Source organism: Streptomyces sp. NPDC024698, from assembly GCF_055559015.1.
Window position 1 is genome coordinate 1 of the sequence record NZ_JBVHLK010000023.1, and the last position, 17,631, is coordinate 17,631.

The window sequence follows — 17,631 nt, forward strand, 5'->3', positions numbered from 1 at the left end:
CGGTGCAGTCCTAGACAGCTCCACCACATCGGAGGTCTTCGCCATGTTCAAGACCCGCCAGTGTCAACAACGCTCGTGATCAATACAGCTAGGGCCTGTCGTTTGGATCAGTTCGCAGACGCAGCCCCGTCGATGCCTTGCGACCTGATCCAAACGACAGGCCCCAGGTCTCCCCTCTGCCGCGTGAACCAGTCGAGAGGGCATGCGCACAGGTCAGCGGCCATGGGCAGTCCTCGTGGCAAGTCACCGCGCCGCCCAATCCCTTGATCCACATCCGACAGGCGACAATCACCTCCATGGACGAACGACCGAACGACACCGAGAGCCGACTCGTCAGGATCGAGCGGCTTCTGGAGTCCGGGGAACAGCAAGTGGCGCCCGCCTGGCGCAGGGCGACGCGCGGTGAGCCGCGTTGGGCGGTGACCGTCGCGGTCCTGGCGGCGGTCGGCCTCCAGCTGAGGCTGCCCGAGCATCTGACCCTGCTGCCGTACGGGCTGCTGCCGGGCCTGGAGGCGGTCCTGCTGATAGGCCTCGTCGCCGCCAACCCCCGCCGGGTCGAGCCCCGGAACAAGCGGCTGCGCTCGCTGGGCCTGACGCTGATCGGGCTGATCAGCCTCGCCAACGGCTGGGCCGCGACCCAGCTGGTGCGCGGCCTCGTACACGGCACCGAGACGTCGGGCGCCGCGAAACTGCTGCTGACCGGCGGCAACATCTGGCTGACGAACGTCATCGTGTTCGCCCTGTGGTACTGGGAGTTGGACCGGGGCGGGCCGGCGAACCGCATGATGGGCCAACGGCAGTTCGCCGACTTCCTCTTCGTGCAGATGCAGAGCCCCGAGTCCGCCCGGCCTGACTGGGAACCGGCGTTCCTGGACTACCTGTATCTGTCCTTCACCAACTCCACCGCGTTCAGCCCGACCGACGTGATGCCCCTGTCCCGCTGGGCCAAGATGCTGATGATGCTCCAGTCCACGGTGTCGCTGATGACGGTGGTGCTGGTGGTGGCCCGCGCGGTCAATATCCTGAAGTGACCGCCGGCGTCCACGACGCGGACGCTCCGGCTACAAGATGTCCACAGCATCTAGTGTGCTGGGCCACAGGGGCGCCGACCGACGGAGGAGAGCCCGGACATGGCCGAGGTGCGGACCGAGCGGGACGTCAGAAACAGGGACACGGTGGTCGCGCTCCGCGATGTGAGCGTCCACCGGCACACGAACAGCCAGGTGATCCTCGCGGAGATCGACTGGACGGTCCGGGCCGGTGAGCACTGGGCCCTGCTCGGAGCCAACGGCGCGGGCAAGACGAGCCTGCTGCGCCTGCTGGGCGCCCTGATGCATCCGACCACGGGGAGCGTCGAGGTGCTCGGCTCCCGCCTCGGCCGGGTCGACGTCCGTGAGCTGCGCGCCCGCATCGGCCATGTCAGCACGGCCCAGCGGGTTCCGCAGGACCTCGACGCCCACGGTGTCGTCCTGACGGGCCACACCGGCACCGTCCAGCCGCTGTGGCGGAAGTACGACGCCGAGGTGCGCCGGCGCGCCCACGAACTGCTCGCCGAGCTGGACATCAAGGAGCTCGCCGACCGGCCCTACGGGGTCTGCTCGGGCGGCCAGCGGGCCCGCGTCCTGATCGCCAGGGCCCTGATGGCCGAGCCGGCCCTGCTGCTGCTCGACGAGCCGTTCAACGCGCTGGATCTGCCCTCACGGGAAGACCTCGTCGAGGCCATGCAGCGGCTGGCCGAGAGCCGTCCGGACCTGGCCACGGTGACGGTCACCCACCATCTGGAGGAGCTGTCCCCGGCGGTCGGCCATACCCTGCTTCTGCGCGAGGGGCGCGTCCTCGCACAGGGACCCGTCGCCGCCACCCTGACCGACTCCTGGATGACGAGCTGCTTCGGCCGGCGCATCACCGTGGTCCGGCACGGCGGACGCTGGGCCGCCTATTCCGGCTCCCACCAGGGTAGTTGACAGCGGTACGAAGCAACTCGCGGCGCGGGAAAGGAACATGGCGGGCGCTTCACGGCGCCCCGCGCGTGCGGACGGCGCGCACGAACGGCATCGGCGCAGCCCCCTCCAGGACGCCCAACCGCATGGCGGGGCGCACCAGTTGGAGGAGTGTGCCCTGTACGCGCCCCCGCTCGGACGGCGAAAATGCGCCTGTCGACGGCGATTTCGCCAGGACACCGAGTACCCCGCCGCCAAGTCACCAGGAAAGCAGGTCGGCTGTCGTGCTGTTGCGTCTGCCCACATCCGTGTCCGAAGCACAGGAGTACCTGACCGAAGGGGCGGTTCCCATTGGCGGGGCGACCCTGGTGTGGGCCACCTGGCAACGGGACGGGTTCCCCGACCGCGCCATGTCGCTCCGCGAGCTCCCGGAGGCCAACACGATCGAGCGCGAGGCCCTGGGCTCGGCCGTGGTGCTGAACCGTATAGACGACCGGGTGCCCGAGGTGCTGCGCCGGGCCGCCGCCGGAGTGGGAACCGGTGCCGTGCGCCGGACCGCCACCGTGGGCGGCAACATCGTGGGCAGCACGCTGCGTTGTCTGCTGCCCGCGGCCCTCGTCCTCGACGCCCGAGCGGTGATCCTGGAGCCGGAAGGCGTCACCGAGACCGATCTGGCCGAGGTGCTCGCCAAGCGGCAGCTGCTCCTGAGCCTGCGCTGGCGGGCACCGGTCACCAGCAACTACCACAAGGCCGCGGCCGATCCGGGCGGCGCGTCGCCGCTCGTCGTCGCCGCCGCGCTCCACCCGGAGGAGGGCGGCACGCACCGCCTGCGTGTCGCGGTCCGTTCCGAGGACGAGGTGTTCAGCGAGAGCGCGTTGCGCCGGGGCGACACCGATGGCATTCTGCGCGGGCTACGGGACGGCTCCTTCGGCCGGCTTCCGGCCGCGGCATGGGAGCTGGTCGGCCGACAGGTGACCGACCTCCTGGCGCGTCCCGACGCCGCGCGGTCCGCGTAGGCCGGGCACACTCGGCCCGGTCCTGACGGCCGCCCCGGGGTCCCGGGACGAGGGCCGCGGAAATTCAACAGCGGCCGGACCGTCGTACGGATCCGGGAACACCGGCGGCGAGGCGCTCACCTCCACCGAGCCGCCGCCGTAGCCGTTCCCTTCCGCTGACCTGCGCTTTCCATGGGATCGGTGCCAGGGTGTCGTGTCCGCGCACGACACCCCGGCACCGGTCGCGGCACCCCTGCCCTAATTCATCGTTGTGGAAGTCGCGCGGCGAACTCACGACTCTGGATCCAGGCACCGGGAACCTCCCGGACCGCTCGGACGAAGGACGGAGCTCATGCCCTCCACGCGCGCCCCCGCCGCCGGTCCCGCACCGGCCGCACGTCACAACCTGGTCCTGGTGGTCACCTGCCTCGCCCTCGGCACGGTGGTCGCCGCCATGGCATCGCTGAACGTGGCGCTGCCCGATCTCGCCCGCGAGACACACGCCACGCAGACCCAGCTGTCCTGGGTCATCGACGCCTACAGCCTGGTCTTCGCGTCCCTGCTGCTGCCGGCCGGCGCCCTGGGCGACCGCTTCGGCCGCAGGCGCGCCCTGCTCGCGGGGCTGGCGATCTTCGGCGCCGGGTCCGCCGCCGCCGCGCTGACGACCGAACCCTCCACCCTCATCGCCCTGCGGGGCGTCCTCGGGGTGGGCGCGGCCCTGGTCATGCCGGCCACGCTGTCGACCATCACCAGTACGTTCCCGCGCGCCCAGCGGGCCCGGGCGGTGAGCGTCTGGGCGGCGGTCGCCGGAGCCAGCGCCCTGGTGGGCCTGTTCGCCACCGGGGCCCTGCTGGAGGGCTGGTCATGGCGCTCGGTGTTCCTGCTGAACGTCGCCCTGGCCCTGGTCGCCCTGATCGGAACGCTGCTGTTCGTGCCGGAGTCCGCGGAACCGCGGCAGCCGCGGCTCGACGTCGGCGGCGCCCTGCTCGCCGTGGCGGGCCTGGTCGCCCTGGTCTACTCGATCATCGAGGCACCGACCCGCGGGTGGGCCGACCCGGTCACCCTCGCCGGCATCGGGCTCGGCCTGGCCGTGCTGACGGGATTCGTCCTCTTCGAACTGCGCCGTGAGAACCCGCTGCTCGACCCCCGGCTGTTCCGCAACCGCCACTTCGCCGCGGGTTCGCTGTCGATCATGCTTCAGTTCTTCGTGTTCTTCGGGTTCGTCTTCGTGATGATGCAGTACCTCCAACTGGTGCGGGGCGACAGCGCGTTGATGGCGGCCACGTCCATGCTGCCCATGGCCCTGACGATGGTGCCGATCTCCCGAGCCACCCCGGCCCTGGTCGGCCGGTTCGGATTCCGGGGGCCCTGGGTGGCCGGTCTCGCCGGTGTCGCCGCGGGCATGGGGATCCTCTCCCGGCTCGACGCGTCCAGCCCGTACTGGCTGATCGCGGCCGGTCTCGTGCCGCTGGGCGCGGGAATGGGTCTGGCCATGACCCCGGCCACGACGGCGATCACGGACGCCCTGCCGCGCTCGCTCCAGAACGTCGGTTCGGCCATGAACGACCTGGCGCGCGAGCTGGGCGGCGCCCTCGGGATCGCCGTCCTCGGCAGCCTGCTGAGCGCCGCCTACCGCGACCACCTGAGTCTGCCCGGACTGCCGCAGCAGGTGGCGGACGCGGCCCGCTCGTCCCTGGCCGCCGCCCACGCCATCGGCGGTCCTGTCTCCGGCCGGGCGACGACCGCCTTCGTCGACGGCATGCACCTGGCACTCCTCGGCGCGGCATCGGCCGCCGTGCTCGCCGCCGTCGCCGTCGCGGCCCTGCTGCGTTCGGCTCCTCGGCCGGAGGCTCCCGCCGAGGTCCCGGACATGCCGGAGCCCGCCGACACGCCGAAGCAGCCCTCGTACCGCTGATACGGCCGTCGGACCATCGAGACGGCCCCCTAGTCCCACTGATACGGCCGTGAACACCCCGGACCGGCACCTCGCACGTCGCGAGGCGCCGGTCCCTCTCGTACGCGCACGGGCCCCCGGCCTCGTCCCCGCACGGCGCCGGTCCCTCTCGCACGCGCACGAGCCACCGGCTTCGTCCCCGCACGGCGCCGATCCTTCTCCTACGCGCACAGGCCCCCGGCGCGCAGGACTCCCCCAGCACATCGCACCCCGCGCCGGGGGGAGGGAACAGACCCGCGGATCAGGGGCGCGGCGCGGGCCGCCCCGCCGGCCGGGCGTTGCGCAGGGGGCGTCCGGGGCCATGCAGGGCCAGCCGCAGATGCGGGCTCACATAACGGACCACCTCGTCGGCCGTCATCGAGACGATCGGCTCCAGGCGCAGCAGATAGCGGCCCGCGATCAGGCCGGCGACCACGGTGGTGAACGCGGCGGCCCGCTGCCGGGCGTCCCGTCCGGGTACCAGTCCCGCGATCCGGTCGACGATCTCTCGCTCGACCGCCTCCTTCACCAGGGGGCCGAGCCCGTCGTCGTCGATGGCGGTCTTCAGCATCGCGAGCAGGGGCGGGCCGGTCACGGGGTCGTCCCAGACGGCGAGGACCTGACGGACGACCCGTTCGGGGAGCGTGCTGAGGTCGCCCTCCTCGACGGCCCGCGCGAGGAGTTCGGCCGGGTTGGCGCCCAGCGCCAGCGCGGCACCGAACAGCCCCTTCTTGGACCCGAAGTAGTAGCTGATCAGGGCGAGGTCGACCTCGGCCTCCCCGGCGACGGACCGCAGGGTCACGGCGTGATAGCCGTCCTCCAGGAAACGGCGCCGGGCGACGTCCAGGATCACGGCCCGGGTGTCCGGGCTTCCCGGCCTGCGGCCCCGCTGCGTGCCACGGTTATTCATCACGGACGAATTCTAGAGGCGCCGACGAGGACGGCCACCGGGCGTCGCGCGACATCGCTCCGCCCGCCGGAGCGTCACCGTGCGTCCTGGCGCGCGACCGTGTGTACCGATGAATTGTGCAGTGTCCTGATACATCGCTCTGCGTGCCGTTGTCTGCCGGTTCTCACGAAATGGCATCGTTAATCCGTATGAGTGGTACATCACACACCGAAGCCGTAGCGTCGAGGCAGAGCCGACACGCTGACGGCCACATGACAGAGCGTCCCGCACGGAGCTGATATGCGCACAAACTCGATCCGGACCGCGTTCACCGTTCTCGCGGCCGCGGCGCTCACAGCGGTCATGGGTACCGCTTCCGCAGCCCCCGCCGCTTCGCACACCGTGAAGCAGCGGCAGACGACCCCCGTACTCGTGGACTGCCTCTGGCACCCTGACGTGCGCCCCGCCGACTTCATCCTGGCCTGCGGCGACGGCAACAGCCGCCTCACCTCGCTCCACTGGTCGCACTGGAACCAGCACTCCGCGGTCGCCCAGGGCGTCAACATGGTGAACGACTGCAAGCCGTACTGCGCGGCGGGCAAGTTCCACTCGTACCCGGTCGCCGTCGTGCTGGACCAGCCGCAGCCGTGGAAGAAGAAGCCGCAGCTCCAGCACTACGCGCGCATGACGCTGATCTACACCCAGGGCCACCCCGACGGTTACGCGCACAAGGTCGGCTACCCGCTGTGGAACTGACGGCCGCCGCCCACCGGCACGGCACGGCGCGCTGACGGTCCCGTCCGGGGCCGCGTCGGGGGTCACCCGAGCACCGGCGGCGCCGGACTCGCCGACGGTGGACACCGTGCGGAACCCCACCGCCACAGAAACAGGTACAAAATGGGGCATGTGGGTATCCGGCGCATGTCAGTGGACCGTCTCGTGGAGCAACCGTCGGGCCGCGGTCTGGTGGCGATCCCGCTCGCGTTGATCGTCGTGATCACCGTGGTGGACATCCGCTCCCCCACCGACGTCCACCTGGGCCCCCTGCTCGTCATCGCGCCGACCCTGACGGCCTCGCTCGCCAGCCCCGGCCTGACGGCTCTGGTCGGTCTGCTCGCCGTCGCCGCCCAGGTGGTCATCGGGGTGCTCCACGGCGGACTCGGCACCACCAATCACATCGCGCAGATCATCGCCCTGGTGGTGCTCTCCGCCCTGGTGGTGTTCGTGTGCCGGGTACGAGAGCGGCGCGCCCGGGAGCTGGTGCGGGCGCGCTCGATCGCCGAGACCGCGCAACGGGTGCTGCTGCGGCCCCCACCCCGGCGGATCGGTCCGCTGCGGGTGGCGTGGCTGTATCTGGCCGCCGAGGACGACACCCAGATCGGCGGTGACCTGTTCGCCGTCACCCGGGCGGCCGAGGCCTCCACCCGCGTCATCATCGGGGACGTCCGGGGCAAGGGGCTGGCCGCCATCGGCGAGGCCTCGGTGGTGCTCGGCGCCTTCCGCGAGGGCGCCCACCGGTACGCCACCCTGCCCGAACTGACGGCGGCCCTGGAGGTGAGCGTGTGCCGGGACCTGGACGAGGTGGCCGACACGGAACACGACCCGGGCGAACACTTCGTCACGGCGCTCGTCCTCGACATCCCGGACGACGGCACCCAGGTGGAGATGATCAACTGCGGTCATCCGCCGCCCCTGCTCCTGCGCGACGGCCGGGTCACCGTCCTGCACGCCCGGCACCCCGTGCCCCCGCTGGGCATGTGCGAGCTGCCCGCCGCCAGCCACCACACCGACCCGTTCTCCTTCGAGCCCGGCGACTTCCTGCTGCTGTACACGGACGGGGTGATCGAGGCCCGCTCCCCCGACGGCACCTTCTATCCCCTGGCCGAACGGGTCGCCGGCTTCACCGCCTCCAACCCCGACGTCCTGCTGCGCCGGATCCACGACGACCTCGTCCGGCACATCGGAGACCTGCCCGGCGACGACGCCGCGTTCCTTGTCGTCGAACGCACCCCCGCTCACCACCTCCACCTCCCCCACCGCCCCCTGGACGGCCATCACCGGCTCCGCCCCGACGAATCGCCGCCCACCGCACCCCGCTGACGCCCGAGTAGCGATGCGGGTCGCCCCGGGGCCACGATGGGAGAGATCGACTCGACCCAGGGGGCTGGACAAGGAGGCTCCCGTGGCGCGCACCTTCGGAACCGACGTCGTGGTGGTGGGTGCGGGCCCGGTGGGTCTGACCGCGGCGGCGGCGCTGCGCGGACGCGGAATCCGCTGCCGGATCGTCGACCGGCTTCCCGCCCGGCTCCCGTACGCGAAGGCGGTGGGCGTCCAGCCGCGCACCCTGGAGATCTGGGACCACATGGGGCTCACCCGCACGGTGCTCGAGGCGGCCGTGCCGATGCTCGGGCAGCTTGCCTACGTCGACGGCGCCGAGCAGCCCCGCGTCGACCTCGTCCTGCCGCCCGAAGTCCCGTACGGATTCGCCGCGTTGCCTCAGTACGAGACCGAACGCATCATCGAGGCGCATCTCGCGCGGTTCGGGACCGGGATCGAACGGGGCACGGAACTGGTCTCGTTCGACCAGGACACCGACGGCGTGACGGTCGCCCTGCGGTCGGCGTCCGGGGCCGGGGAAGAGGTCAGGGCGCGCTATCTGGTGGGCTGCGACGGCGCGCACAGCCTCGTACGCAAGCAGCTGGGGCTCACCTTCGAGGGGAGCGCGTTCCCCGAGGAGTACATGCTCGGGGACGTCGAGGTGGACTGGGACCTGCCGCAGGGCTACGGCGTCCGCTCGACGCACAGGAACACCGACGGCGAGGTGGACGACCTCCTGGTGTGCATCCCGCTGCCCGGCGCGAACCGGTACCGCATGTCGATGACGGTCCCGCCCGAACTCTCCGCGGCGGGACGGAGCGACGGGCCCGGTGCGCCGGCCGACGGCGTCGTCCACGGCCTGGAGACCGGACACGAGCCCGCGCTCTCCGACATCCAGGCCGTGCTCGACCGGCTGTCCCCCCGGCCCACGACCGCCTCCCGGCTGCGCTGGTCCTCGGTCTTCCGCATCAGCCACCGGATCGTCGACCGCTACGGCGTCGGCCGGGTCTTCGTCGCGGGCGACGCGGCGCACATCCACCCCCCGACCGGCGCCCAGGGCATGAACACCGGGATCCAGGACGCCTGGAACCTGGCCTGGAAACTCGCCCTCGCCATCGAGGGCGGCGCGAACGACGGGCTGGCGGAGAGTTACGACGCCGAGCGCCGGCCCGTCGGCGAGGAGGTCGTCGAGCGCACGGTCCGCCACGCGACCCAGGGCATCCAGGCCGACCCCGCCGACCCGGCGACCCTCATGCTGCGCGAGGCCCAACTCCTCGTCGGCTACCGCGGGAGCCCGCTGGTGGGACCGGCCGCCGAGGGACCCGGCCCGCAGCCGGGCGACCGCGCTCCCGACTGCGCCGGCCTCGCGGCGCACATCGCCGCCTTCCCGCTGCGCCTTTACGACCTCCTGCGCGACCGCGGACACACGCTGCTGGTGTACGGGGACGGCGAGCAGGGCGGCCAACTCGCCGAGGCGGCGGGTGAGTTCTCCGGGGGCCGGGTCGGCACCTGTGTGATCCGGCCCTCCGGCACCGCCATGGAGACGTCGTCGCCGCCCGTGTACGTCGACACGCTCGGCGAGTTCGCCCGTCTCTACGGGGCTTCCGACGGGCCGGTCGCCTTCCTGGTCCGCCCCGACGGATACATCGGCGCCCGGCTCTCCCCGCCGACGGCGGCACGGCTGACGGCGCAGCTCGCGCTCACCTTCGCCCCGGCGGACGCCGTCACCCGGTGACGGCACCGGTCCGCCCGTCTCAACAGACGTGGTCAGTCCATCAGTTGGGCCGCCAGGGTGGCACCGAGCTCCCAGCACGCCTCGATGTCGGCCTTGCCCGGCTCTCCGGTCACCTTCACGGCCTCGGCCGCACGGCGCCAACCCAGGCCGGTCGTCACGGACTCGACGCCGCGCACCGCTCCCGTGACGTCGTTCCCGCCGTGGACGTAGTAGCCGAAGGGGCGGGCAGCCGTCGTATCGAGGCAGGGGTAGTAGACCTGGTCGAAGAAGTGCTTCAGCGCGCCGGACATGTAGCCGAGGTTGGCCGGGGTGCCCAGCACATAGCCGTCGGCGGCCAGCACGTCCGAGGCGGTCGCCTCCAACGCCGCCCGCCGCACCACCCGTACGCCCTCGATCTCCGGCGCCGTCGCCCCGGAGAGAACGGCCTCGAACAGGGCCTGGCAGTTGGGCGAGGGCGTGTGATGCACGATCAGCAGAGTAGGCACACCCCGCACCCTGCCCCGCCGCCCACCGTCACCGCAAGCACCACCCCGCCGCACCGGTGAGCCGTGCGCGGGCACCGTCCGTGACGTGCGGCGCACACCCGGAAGGCGGCCGTCGGCCCGGCTGCACGATCCTGCGCGCGGTGCCAGGCTGGAAGTAATCCGGAGCCGCTGGAGCCCGGCTGTTTCGGCACACCTCGACCGAAGGGTGATCCGATGACCAGCCGCCGAAAGAAGGACGGCCAGCACTCCTGGAGGCATTGGACGAATACGGCGGCTACACCCAGGAACAGATCGACCGCATAGTGAAGAAGGCCAGTCTGGCCGCGCTCGCCGAGCACACCCGGCTCGCCGTGATGGCGGTCGAGGAGACCCGGCGCGGCGTCTTCGAGGACAAGGCCGTCAAGAACATTTTCGCCTGCGAGAACATCACCCACTCGATGAAGGGCGTGAAGACCGTCGGCGTGATCCGCGGGTGATCGCCGGGGTCACTCCCGTCACGAACCCCACGTCCACCACCATCTTCAAGGCCCTCATGGCGTTGAAGACCCGCAACCCGATCATCTTCGGCTTCCACCCGGCCGCGCAGAACTGCTCCGCCGAGGCCGCCCGGATCGTCCGGGACGCGGCCGTGCGGGCGGGCGCCCCGGCCCACTGCGTGCAGTGGATCGAGCGGCCCTCGAAGGAGGCCACCAGCGCCCTCATGAACCACCCGGGAGTGGCGTCGATCCTGGCCACGGGCGGCAACGCGACGGTCCGGGCCGCCTACAGCTGCGGCAAGCCCGCGCTGGGCGTCGGGGCCGGCAACGTACCCGCGTACATCGAGAAGAGCGCCCAGATAGGGCGTGCGGTCAACGACGTGGTGCTGTCCAAGACTTACGACTACGGCATGGTGTGCGCCTCGGAACAGGCCGTGATCCTGGACCGCGAGATCCGGGACGAGGCGATCTCCGAGTTCCGCAAGCTCAAGGCGTACACGGCCGACAACCACGAGAAGGCGCTTCTGGAGGCGTATCTCTTCAGTGTCGCCGCGGACGAGCAGGGCGGACGGGACTGCGCGGGCGCCCACTTGAACGCCGACATCGTCGGGCAGAGCGCGCTCGCCATCGCCGAGGGGGCCGGCTTCGAGGTGCCCGAGGACACCTCGGTGATCCTGGCCTAGGTCTCCGAGGTAGGCGTCGAAGAGCCGCTGACTCGGGAGAAGCTGTGCCCGGTGCTGGCCGTGCTGACGGTGGACGGCCGGGCCGAGGGGGTGCGGCTGGCCACCGAGATGGTGGAGTTCAACGGTCTGGGGCACTCGGCCGCCGTGCACACCGAGGACGCGGCCTTCGCCGAGGAGTACGGGCACGCCGTCAAGGCCTGCCGGGTGATCTGGAACGCGCCCACCTCGCAGGGCGGGATCGGTGACGTCTACAACGCGTTCATGCCGTCCCTGACCCTGGGCTGCGGCTCGTACGGCAGCAACTCGGTCTGCGGCGGCTTCACCATCAGCGGCGGCGAACCCCTCCTGCAACCGGACTTCACCGGGGAGATCCTCCGTCTGTGTCACGGGGAACTCGGCCTGCACACCGCCCTGGACACGTCCGGTTTCCTCGGGGCCCGCGCCTCCGACACCCTGCTGGCCGACGTCGACCTGGTGCTGCTGGACATCAAGTCCTGGGACCGGGAGCTGTATCTGCGCCTGACCGGAAGGCAGTTGGAGCCCACTTTGGCCTTCGCCCGCCGGCTGGCCGAGCTGTGCAAGGAGGTCTGGGTCCGTTTCGTCCTGGTTCCGGGACTGACCGACGCCACCGAGAACGTGGCGGGAGTCGCCTCGTTCGCCGGGTCTCTGGGAAACGTGACCCGCGTCGACGTCCTGCCCTTCCACACGCTCGGCACGGCCAAGTGGGAGCAGCTGGGCATGGAGTTCACGCTCGCCGAGACTCCGGTACCGACCTCGGCCCAGGTCGCCAGGGCGCGTTCCGTCTTCACCTCGTACGGTCTGCACGCGGTGTGAGCCCACACCCGGCGCACGAGCCCACCCGGCGGAGGAGAGCACCGAGCACAGGGGCCGTTGAGCAGCTGATATGATCACCACAGAGCGCGCACCGAACACTCGGTGAGGAGCCAGGCGTTGGTGGTCCAAGGAAAGACGCCCCGCTTCCTGCGGGGAAATGCAGGTGCAAGGCCTGCCCAGCGCTCCTCGTGCACCGCCTCCGGTCGATGACCGGAGGCGGTTTTTTTGTGCGGCCCGCCCGTCAGTGCCCGGGGACCACGAGGTCCGCACGCTCCCGGGGGCGGGTCGTGGTCACGTAGTGCTCCTCGGCCAGGCGCCAGCGGGCCTCCCAGTCGACGGGGCCGTGGTCGTCACCCCGGGCCCGGAGCCGGCGCATGGACTCGTCCGCGGGGGTGTCGACGTACACGACCAGGTCGTAGTGGTCGGCGAGTTCGGGCCGGGCGGTGTACACGCCCTCGACCAGGACGATGCCGGCACAGGCGACGGCACACAGCTCATCCGTGACCAGGGCACCGGTCGGCCAGTCGTAGCGCCCGTAGTGGGCGTCATGGCCGGTGGCGAGCGGGGTGAGGACCTCGTCGCGCAGCCGCTCCCAGTCGAAGTAGCGGTCGTAGCCCTGGGCCGGGGTCAGTGCGGCGCGTTCGTCCGCGTCCATCGGACGGTAGAAGTCGTCTCCGTGCACCACCACGGCACCGGCGATCCCGGCCACGGCCGACGCCAGGGTCGACTTGCCCGAACCGCCCAAGCCGTCGACCGCGATCAGCACCCGTCCTCGGTCGCCGCGGGCGCGGGCGGCGGCCACCACGCGCTGAGCGACTGTTTCGATCTTCGTCATGGGGTGATTGTGTCGGCGTCAACCACTTCATCTCTGCCGAATGAACACAATCGTAGGTTCCGACGACAGGTGCGGCTGGGCAGCCCTGGAGCACAACACGACGGAGGGGCCGACAGTGATGTCGGCCCCTCCGGATTCGAGTAGCGGGGACAGGATTTGAACCTGCGACCTCTGGGTTATGAGCCCAGCGAGCTACCGAGCTGCTCCACCCCGCGTCGTTGAACTCAACTCTACGTCATGTTTTCCGGGCACACGACCATGATCGCCCGCGGGCGGGCGATCAGATCGCTTCGAGGGGTGTCACACGTCGGTGGGCAGACCGCTCACCTCTGCGATGCCCCGTAGCTCCTCGTCCTGACGGTGTCGCTCTCCGATGAAGTCGGCGATCTCCCTGCACCGCTCGGGATCGTCCGCCGTGCCCGAGTCGGTCACGACCCGGACGACGCCGATCTCCTCGGTCTCCAGCTCGACGATCCGGTTGTCCAGACGTCCCGTGACGGCGACGGCGACCACGAGGGACGCCTCGTCGCGGACCTCCTGCGGGACACTGTCGGGTTCCTCGCCGTCCAGACACAGTTCGATCGCTCCGACCCTCTCCTCCCTGATCGCTTCGAGTACGGGCTCGACCATGCGCAGCAAGAGCGCGTAGTCCGCCGGAGCCATACGCAGGCGGAGCATTTCGAGGTACAGGTCGAGGGGCCGGTCATCCGGTGCCTGCTCTGATGCGTCCATGGAGCTTCGCCTTCCCCAATGTGGACGACATGATCGCGTCTTCCACCAGCATGCTGTGAATCGGCGCACACCGCCGGTCGAGATGGCCGCCCGGACCATGGCCGAGGGGGCTCGTGCCCTGTCCGCACAGGCCACGAGCCCCCTTCGAACTCGTCCGTCAGAATCCGTCCGCCGGACTCGTCCGTCCGGGTCCGGTCCCGGTCACCCGTAGGCGCGCCGGATGCGGTAGAGCACGAAGATGCCGGCCAGGACGAAGATCCCGCCGATCGCGCCCGGCCACAGGTTCGCGCCGGTCTCGGCGAGGCCGCCGGTCCCGACCGCCTGCGGCTCGACCCCCGAGGTGGCCGAGGGGTAGGCCCCGGCCGCGGGCTCCGTCTGCGCGGGCGTCCCCACCTCTCCGCCCTGGTCGTCGCCAGGGGTCTCCTGGGCGGCGGACGAGCCGTCTCCGGCCGACGACGTCACGTCGGACTTGGGCTCGACCGTGACGGGAGGCGCGTCGCCGCCCGCGGGCTCGGTGCCCGGCGCCCCGGCGGTCGGCTCGGCGCTCTGGCCGCCGCCGTTGTCACCGGAGCCCGTGCCGCCGTTGCCGCCCTTGCCGTCGTACGGGTCGTCCGCGGTGGGCGCCGGCTCCTCCGAGGGGTTCTCGGAGGGGTTCGGGTCCGCCTCGGACGGGTTCGGGGCCGCCTCCGAGGGGTTCGGCTCAGCGCTCTGGGACGGCTTCTCGGTGGCCGGCGGGCTCTCCTGCTGCCCGCCACCGCCGCCGTTGCCGCCGCCGTTGCCACCGTTGCCGTTGCCGCCACCGCTGCCGTTGCCGGCGCCCGCGCCGCACTTCTTGCCGCTGTTGATGCAGCCGACCATCTCGTTCATCAGACTCTCGTCGAAGACGTTGATGAAGTCGCCGTGGTCCGTGACCGGCTTGTGGAGGTTCTCCGGGAAGGAGTCCACCGCGAACAGCGGTGACGTACGGCCGCCGTCCTGGAGGCTCGGCGCGTTGATGGCGTAGACGATGCGCTGCACCAGCTGCGGGATGGCCTTGAATGCGCCGGGGCAGTTGCCCTGGGCGTCCGCGAAGGCCACATGGGTGCGGTGGTTCGCGCTGTCGATGTTCGCGCCGTCCCAGCAGCTCTGGAACTTGAAGGTGCGCACCACGTCACTGCCCTGGGGGCAGATCGGGTACTTGTCCTTCAACTGGCGGTCCTCGAAGCCGGTGCAGCTCCAGGAGGCATTCGCGTTGGCGGGGCCGTTGACGAACGCCTTGGCGTCACCGGTGATGATGCGCAGCAGGCGCGGCATCGCCGTGACCTTACTGCGCGGGTTGCCGACGAAGGTCAGCGTGACCTGCTTCGGCGTGACGATCTGTCCGGCGTTGCCCTCGGTCCCGCCCCCGGGCGCACCCGCGTCTCGCTCCTGCTTGCCGTTCTGGAGACGCACCACGGGCCAGTAGTACGAGGACTTGTCGCCCTTGTCCTGGCAGGACGTGTCCGCCTTGGCCAGGTCGTCGTCACTAGCGAAGGCGGTGTTGGACTGGTTGCCGACGTAGTCGTGGAAGTGGTGGGCGCCGTTGCTGACACCGGGAGCCACGATCACGTTGTCCGAGTTGAACAGTCCATTGGCGTTCACACCGCAGCTGGAGACGAACTCGCCCCGGGAGGCGTCGGCCTGGAGCTGCGGGTTCTGCGCGTTGGGCTGGACGGACTTGATGTCGGCGTAGTCGCCGACCACGGGACCGTTGCCGGCCGGCGGGGTGGTGCCCTGCTGGCCGCCCTGGTTCTGGGCCGTGCCGCTCGGACTCGGGGACTCACTCCCCTGGTCCTGCGGCGAGGCGCTCTGGCCGTTGTCCGCGCCGGTGCCGGGCTGATTGCCGGAGGGGCGCAGGATGCAGGCGGCGAAGGCGTCGAGTCCGCTCGGCGGGTCGCCCGCCGCGTCGATGGCGGCCACGATGCGGCCGATCGACTCGGCCCGCTTGTCCTTCAGCGGAATCATCACCGCGTCGGCGCCGCTGTCGCCGCTCTGCTGCATCTGGTCGGCGTTCGCCTGGAGTTGACGGTAGGCCTCGGCGATCTGCTGGTCCAGACCGGCGAGTTCCTTGTCGACGTCCGCCTTGGCGGCGTCCGGAACCGTTTTCAACTGCTCCCCGACGTCGGGGCAGTCGATCGTGGCGGAACCGGCGGACAGCACGTGAACGCCCGTCGGGTCGCCCCCCGCCCCGGTCTCGGTCGCCGATGCGTAGACGTTGACTGCCAGCAGTCCGCCTCCGCCCAGGATCAGTGCGAAAGCGGCAGAGGTCGCGCGGCGTGCGCCCGTGGGGCGTCTTCGCGTGTTGCGTCCCAAGGTGGTGCTCCTACGCTTCGTGGTCGGCTCGGCATGGAAATCCCCCGGCCCTATACGCACGCGGCTCGCGTTGTGTTCAACCGTCTCCCGGATTCACAGTGACCCCGTACGGAGCACCTGTCCGAAAGTGCGTCCGCGGGCGCGGACACCCCCCTCGCCCCGGGCGGCACGGACGCCGACCGGAGCGTCATGCGTCCCCGCGGTTGCGCCGGGCGCGGACCGGTGGCCTGATGGGATCACTGCACCACGGGTACGCCCTGGACGTGGGTCCCGGTCCAGGCCCGGGCCGGTGGGGCAGGGCAGGGTGCTCCGCCGCTTCGACCGTGGGCACGGCCAGGGCAGCGGCGTGAGGCGGTGAACCGGTGACGGGAGCGGACATCGACTTCGGCGCTGTCTTCCACGCCCTGCCCGGCATGGTCGCGCTGCTCACCCCGGAGATGGTCTTCCTCGACGCGAACGACGACTATCTGAGCAACTCCGGCCGTGCCAAGGAGCAGTTGGTGGGCCGCTATCTCTTCGACGTCTTCCCCGACCGGCCGGGCGATCCCGCCTCGACCGGGATGCGGAACCTGGAGGCCTCCCTGCGCCGGGTGGTGGAGACCGGGCAGCGCGACGCCATGGCCCTCCAGCGCTACGACGTGGAGTCCCTGGACCGGCCGGGTGTCTGGGAGGCGCGGTACTGGAGTCCGGTGAACGCCCCCGTGCTCCACCCGGACGGCACCGTGGCGCTGGTGGTCCACCGGGTGGAGGAGGTCACCGAGTTGATCCGCGCCCGTGGCGGGATCGAGCCGGGCGAACGGAGCCCGGTGCTGGAGGCCGAGCTGTACACGAGGGCCCGGGAGCTCCAGGAGCTCAACGAGCGGCTGCGGCGCGCCCATGCCCGCGAACGGGAGGTCGCCGTGGCCCTCCAGGACGCGCTGCTGCCCTCCCCGAACCAGCGGGGGCCGCACTACGCCGCCGTGCGCTACCGGCCGGCCACGAGTTCACTGAACGTGTGCGGGGACTGGTACGACCTGGTGGCGCTGAGCGGCGAGCGGATGGCGGTCGCGGTGGGCGACGTGGTGGGCCACGGGCTGTCCGCCGCCTGTGTCATGGGCCAGTTGCGCAGCGCCCTCAGCGCCGCCTCCCGTGCCGCGACGGGTCCTGCCCGGGCGCTCGAGGTGCTCGGGCTGTACGCGCGCTCCGTCGAGGGCGCCGAGTCCACCACCGCGGTGACGGCCTGGATCGACTGGAAGGCCAACACCATCACCTACAGCAGTGCCGGACATCCTCCGCCGGCACTCCTGCGGGGCGACGGGAGCGTGGAGTTCCTGGACGGGGCGACGGACCCGCCGCTGGGGGCCCGGCCTGAGCACGTGGAACGCCCGGAGGCCGCGACGGGCTTCACCCCGGGCGACACCCTGGTCCTGTACACCGACGGGCTGATCGAACGCCGTACCGAGGACATCGACATGGGTCTCGGACGCCTGGCCACCGCGCTGGCCCACCACCGGGAGGCCGAGCCCGAGGCACTCGCCGACGCGCTGCTCTCGGACCTGCTCCCGCCCGGTGGCATGACCGACGACACGGCCCTGGTGATCCTCCCGTTGTGAACCCGCCCGGCAGGGGCGGGAGGTCCCCGGCCGTCGAAGCACGCCGACGGGCGGACAGCGGCGACCGACGGACG

General features: G+C 71.2%; 16 protein-coding genes and 1 tRNA gene. 11 read left to right on the forward strand and 6 right to left on the reverse strand.

Annotated elements, in window-relative coordinates:
• Window positions 1-296: 296 nt before the first annotated feature.
• From ACZ4AA_RS32450 to ACZ4AA_RS32465, 4 genes are all read left to right on the forward strand, one after another.
• The gene (locus tag ACZ4AA_RS32450; protein WP_467610705.1) at window positions 297-1,031 is read left to right on the forward strand and encodes a hypothetical protein; all 735 of its coding nucleotides are present in this window, start codon (window positions 297-299) and stop codon (window positions 1,029-1,031) included.
• A gap of 99 nt (window positions 1,032-1,130) precedes the next feature.
• A complete protein-coding gene (locus tag ACZ4AA_RS32455; RefSeq protein WP_467610707.1) occupies window positions 1,131-1,964 on the forward strand; it encodes an ABC transporter ATP-binding protein in 834 nt (277 codons plus the stop codon).
• 260 nt (window positions 1,965-2,224) lie between these two features.
• Window positions 2,225-2,956 carry an FAD binding domain-containing protein gene (locus ACZ4AA_RS32460; protein WP_467610709.1) on the forward strand — a complete coding sequence of 244 codons (732 nt, stop codon included), beginning with the start codon at window positions 2,225-2,227 and terminating at the stop codon, window positions 2,954-2,956.
• A 331-nt stretch (window positions 2,957-3,287) separates the two neighbouring features.
• Window positions 3,288-4,850 carry an MFS transporter gene (locus ACZ4AA_RS32465; protein WP_467610711.1) on the forward strand — a complete coding sequence of 521 codons (1,563 nt, stop codon included), beginning with the start codon at window positions 3,288-3,290 and terminating at the stop codon, window positions 4,848-4,850.
• 280 nt (window positions 4,851-5,130) lie between these two features.
• Here ACZ4AA_RS32465 and ACZ4AA_RS32470 read toward each other — a convergent pair whose 3' ends face one another.
• Window positions 5,131-5,778, reverse strand: coding sequence for a TetR/AcrR family transcriptional regulator (locus ACZ4AA_RS32470; RefSeq protein ID WP_467610908.1), 648 nt, complete (start codon window positions 5,776-5,778; stop codon window positions 5,131-5,133).
• A 279-nt stretch (window positions 5,779-6,057) separates the two neighbouring features.
• Between ACZ4AA_RS32470 and ACZ4AA_RS32475 the strand changes: the two genes are divergently transcribed.
• From ACZ4AA_RS32475 to ACZ4AA_RS32485, 3 genes are all read left to right on the forward strand, one after another.
• Complete coding sequence (locus ACZ4AA_RS32475) at window positions 6,058-6,513, forward strand: hypothetical protein (protein WP_467610713.1); 456 nt, start codon at window positions 6,058-6,060, stop codon at window positions 6,511-6,513.
• 165 nt (window positions 6,514-6,678) lie between these two features.
• Window positions 6,679-7,857, forward strand: coding sequence for a PP2C family protein-serine/threonine phosphatase (locus ACZ4AA_RS32480; RefSeq protein WP_467610715.1), 1,179 nt, complete (start codon window positions 6,679-6,681; stop codon window positions 7,855-7,857).
• Window positions 7,858-7,939: 82 nt separating this feature from the next.
• The gene (locus ACZ4AA_RS32485; RefSeq protein WP_467610717.1) at window positions 7,940-9,589 is read left to right on the forward strand and encodes an FAD-dependent monooxygenase; all 1,650 of its coding nucleotides are present in this window, start codon (window positions 7,940-7,942) and stop codon (window positions 9,587-9,589) included.
• 32 nt (window positions 9,590-9,621) lie between these two features.
• On the opposite strand, the gene ACZ4AA_RS32490 is transcribed toward ACZ4AA_RS32485, so the two are convergent.
• A complete protein-coding gene (locus ACZ4AA_RS32490) occupies window positions 9,622-10,074 on the reverse strand; it encodes a flavodoxin family protein (protein ID WP_467610719.1) in 453 nt (150 codons plus the stop codon).
• Between the two features lie 257 nt (window positions 10,075-10,331).
• Here ACZ4AA_RS32490 and ACZ4AA_RS32495 point away from each other — a divergent pair, with 257 nt between their 5' ends.
• The 3 genes from ACZ4AA_RS32495 to ACZ4AA_RS32505 are packed head-to-tail and all read left to right on the forward strand — an operon-like array spanning window position 10,332 to window position 12,067.
• Window positions 10,332-10,550: a hypothetical protein gene (locus tag ACZ4AA_RS32495; RefSeq protein WP_467610721.1), complete on the forward strand. Its 219-nt coding sequence runs from the start codon at window positions 10,332-10,334 to the stop codon at window positions 10,548-10,550.
• 56 nt (window positions 10,551-10,606) lie between these two features.
• The gene (locus ACZ4AA_RS32500; RefSeq protein ID WP_467610723.1) at window positions 10,607-11,233 is read left to right on the forward strand and encodes an aldehyde dehydrogenase family protein; all 627 of its coding nucleotides are present in this window, start codon (window positions 10,607-10,609) and stop codon (window positions 11,231-11,233) included.
• Between the two features lie 51 nt (window positions 11,234-11,284).
• The gene (locus ACZ4AA_RS32505) at window positions 11,285-12,067 is read left to right on the forward strand and encodes a radical SAM protein (RefSeq protein ID WP_467610725.1); all 783 of its coding nucleotides are present in this window, start codon (window positions 11,285-11,287) and stop codon (window positions 12,065-12,067) included.
• Window positions 12,068-12,308: 241 nt separating this feature from the next.
• Here ACZ4AA_RS32505 and ACZ4AA_RS32510 read toward each other — a convergent pair whose 3' ends face one another.
• The 4 genes from ACZ4AA_RS32510 to ACZ4AA_RS32525 all read right to left on the reverse strand — a co-directional run bounded on the left by ACZ4AA_RS32510 (window position 12,309) and on the right by ACZ4AA_RS32525 (window position 15,965).
• Entirely contained in the window at window positions 12,309-12,902 is a 594-nt protein-coding gene (locus ACZ4AA_RS32510) for a uridine kinase family protein (protein ID WP_467610727.1), read from the reverse strand.
• Between the two features lie 141 nt (window positions 12,903-13,043).
• Window positions 13,044-13,117: transfer RNA gene (locus ACZ4AA_RS32515), tRNA-Met, on the reverse strand.
• A gap of 85 nt (window positions 13,118-13,202) precedes the next feature.
• Window positions 13,203-13,634: a hypothetical protein gene (locus ACZ4AA_RS32520; RefSeq protein WP_467610729.1), complete on the reverse strand. Its 432-nt coding sequence runs from the start codon at window positions 13,632-13,634 to the stop codon at window positions 13,203-13,205.
• 201 nt (window positions 13,635-13,835) lie between these two features.
• Window positions 13,836-15,965 carry a DUF1996 domain-containing protein gene (locus ACZ4AA_RS32525; protein ID WP_467610731.1) on the reverse strand — a complete coding sequence of 710 codons (2,130 nt, stop codon included), beginning with the start codon at window positions 15,963-15,965 and terminating at the stop codon, window positions 13,836-13,838.
• Window positions 15,966-16,327: 362 nt separating this feature from the next.
• Between ACZ4AA_RS32525 and ACZ4AA_RS32530 the strand changes: the two genes are divergently transcribed.
• Entirely contained in the window at window positions 16,328-17,557 is a 1,230-nt protein-coding gene (locus ACZ4AA_RS32530; RefSeq protein WP_467610733.1) for a PP2C family protein-serine/threonine phosphatase, read from the forward strand.
• The last annotated feature ends 74 nt before the right edge of the window (window positions 17,558-17,631 follow it).

Coding starts and splice junctions, on each gene's coding strand:
- ACZ4AA_RS32450 (WP_467610705.1), top strand. CDS start 297: ATGGACGAACGACCGAACGACACCGAGAGCCGACTCGTCAGGATCGAG.
- ACZ4AA_RS32455 (WP_467610707.1), top strand. CDS start 1,131: ATGGCCGAGGTGCGGACCGAGCGGGACGTCAGAAACAGGGACACGGTG.
- ACZ4AA_RS32465 (WP_467610711.1), top strand. CDS start 3,288: ATGCCCTCCACGCGCGCCCCCGCCGCCGGTCCCGCACCGGCCGCACGT.
- ACZ4AA_RS32470 (WP_467610908.1), bottom strand. CDS start 5,778: ATGAATAACCGTGGCACGCAGCGGGGCCGCAGGCCGGGAAGCCCGGAC.
- ACZ4AA_RS32475 (WP_467610713.1), top strand. CDS start 6,058: ATGCGCACAAACTCGATCCGGACCGCGTTCACCGTTCTCGCGGCCGCG.
- ACZ4AA_RS32480 (WP_467610715.1), top strand. CDS start 6,679: ATGTCAGTGGACCGTCTCGTGGAGCAACCGTCGGGCCGCGGTCTGGTG.
- ACZ4AA_RS32500 (WP_467610723.1), top strand. CDS start 10,607: ATGGCGTTGAAGACCCGCAACCCGATCATCTTCGGCTTCCACCCGGCC.
- ACZ4AA_RS32510 (WP_467610727.1), bottom strand. CDS start 12,902: ATGACGAAGATCGAAACAGTCGCTCAGCGCGTGGTGGCCGCCGCCCGC.
- ACZ4AA_RS32520 (WP_467610729.1), bottom strand. CDS start 13,634: ATGGACGCATCAGAGCAGGCACCGGATGACCGGCCCCTCGACCTGTAC.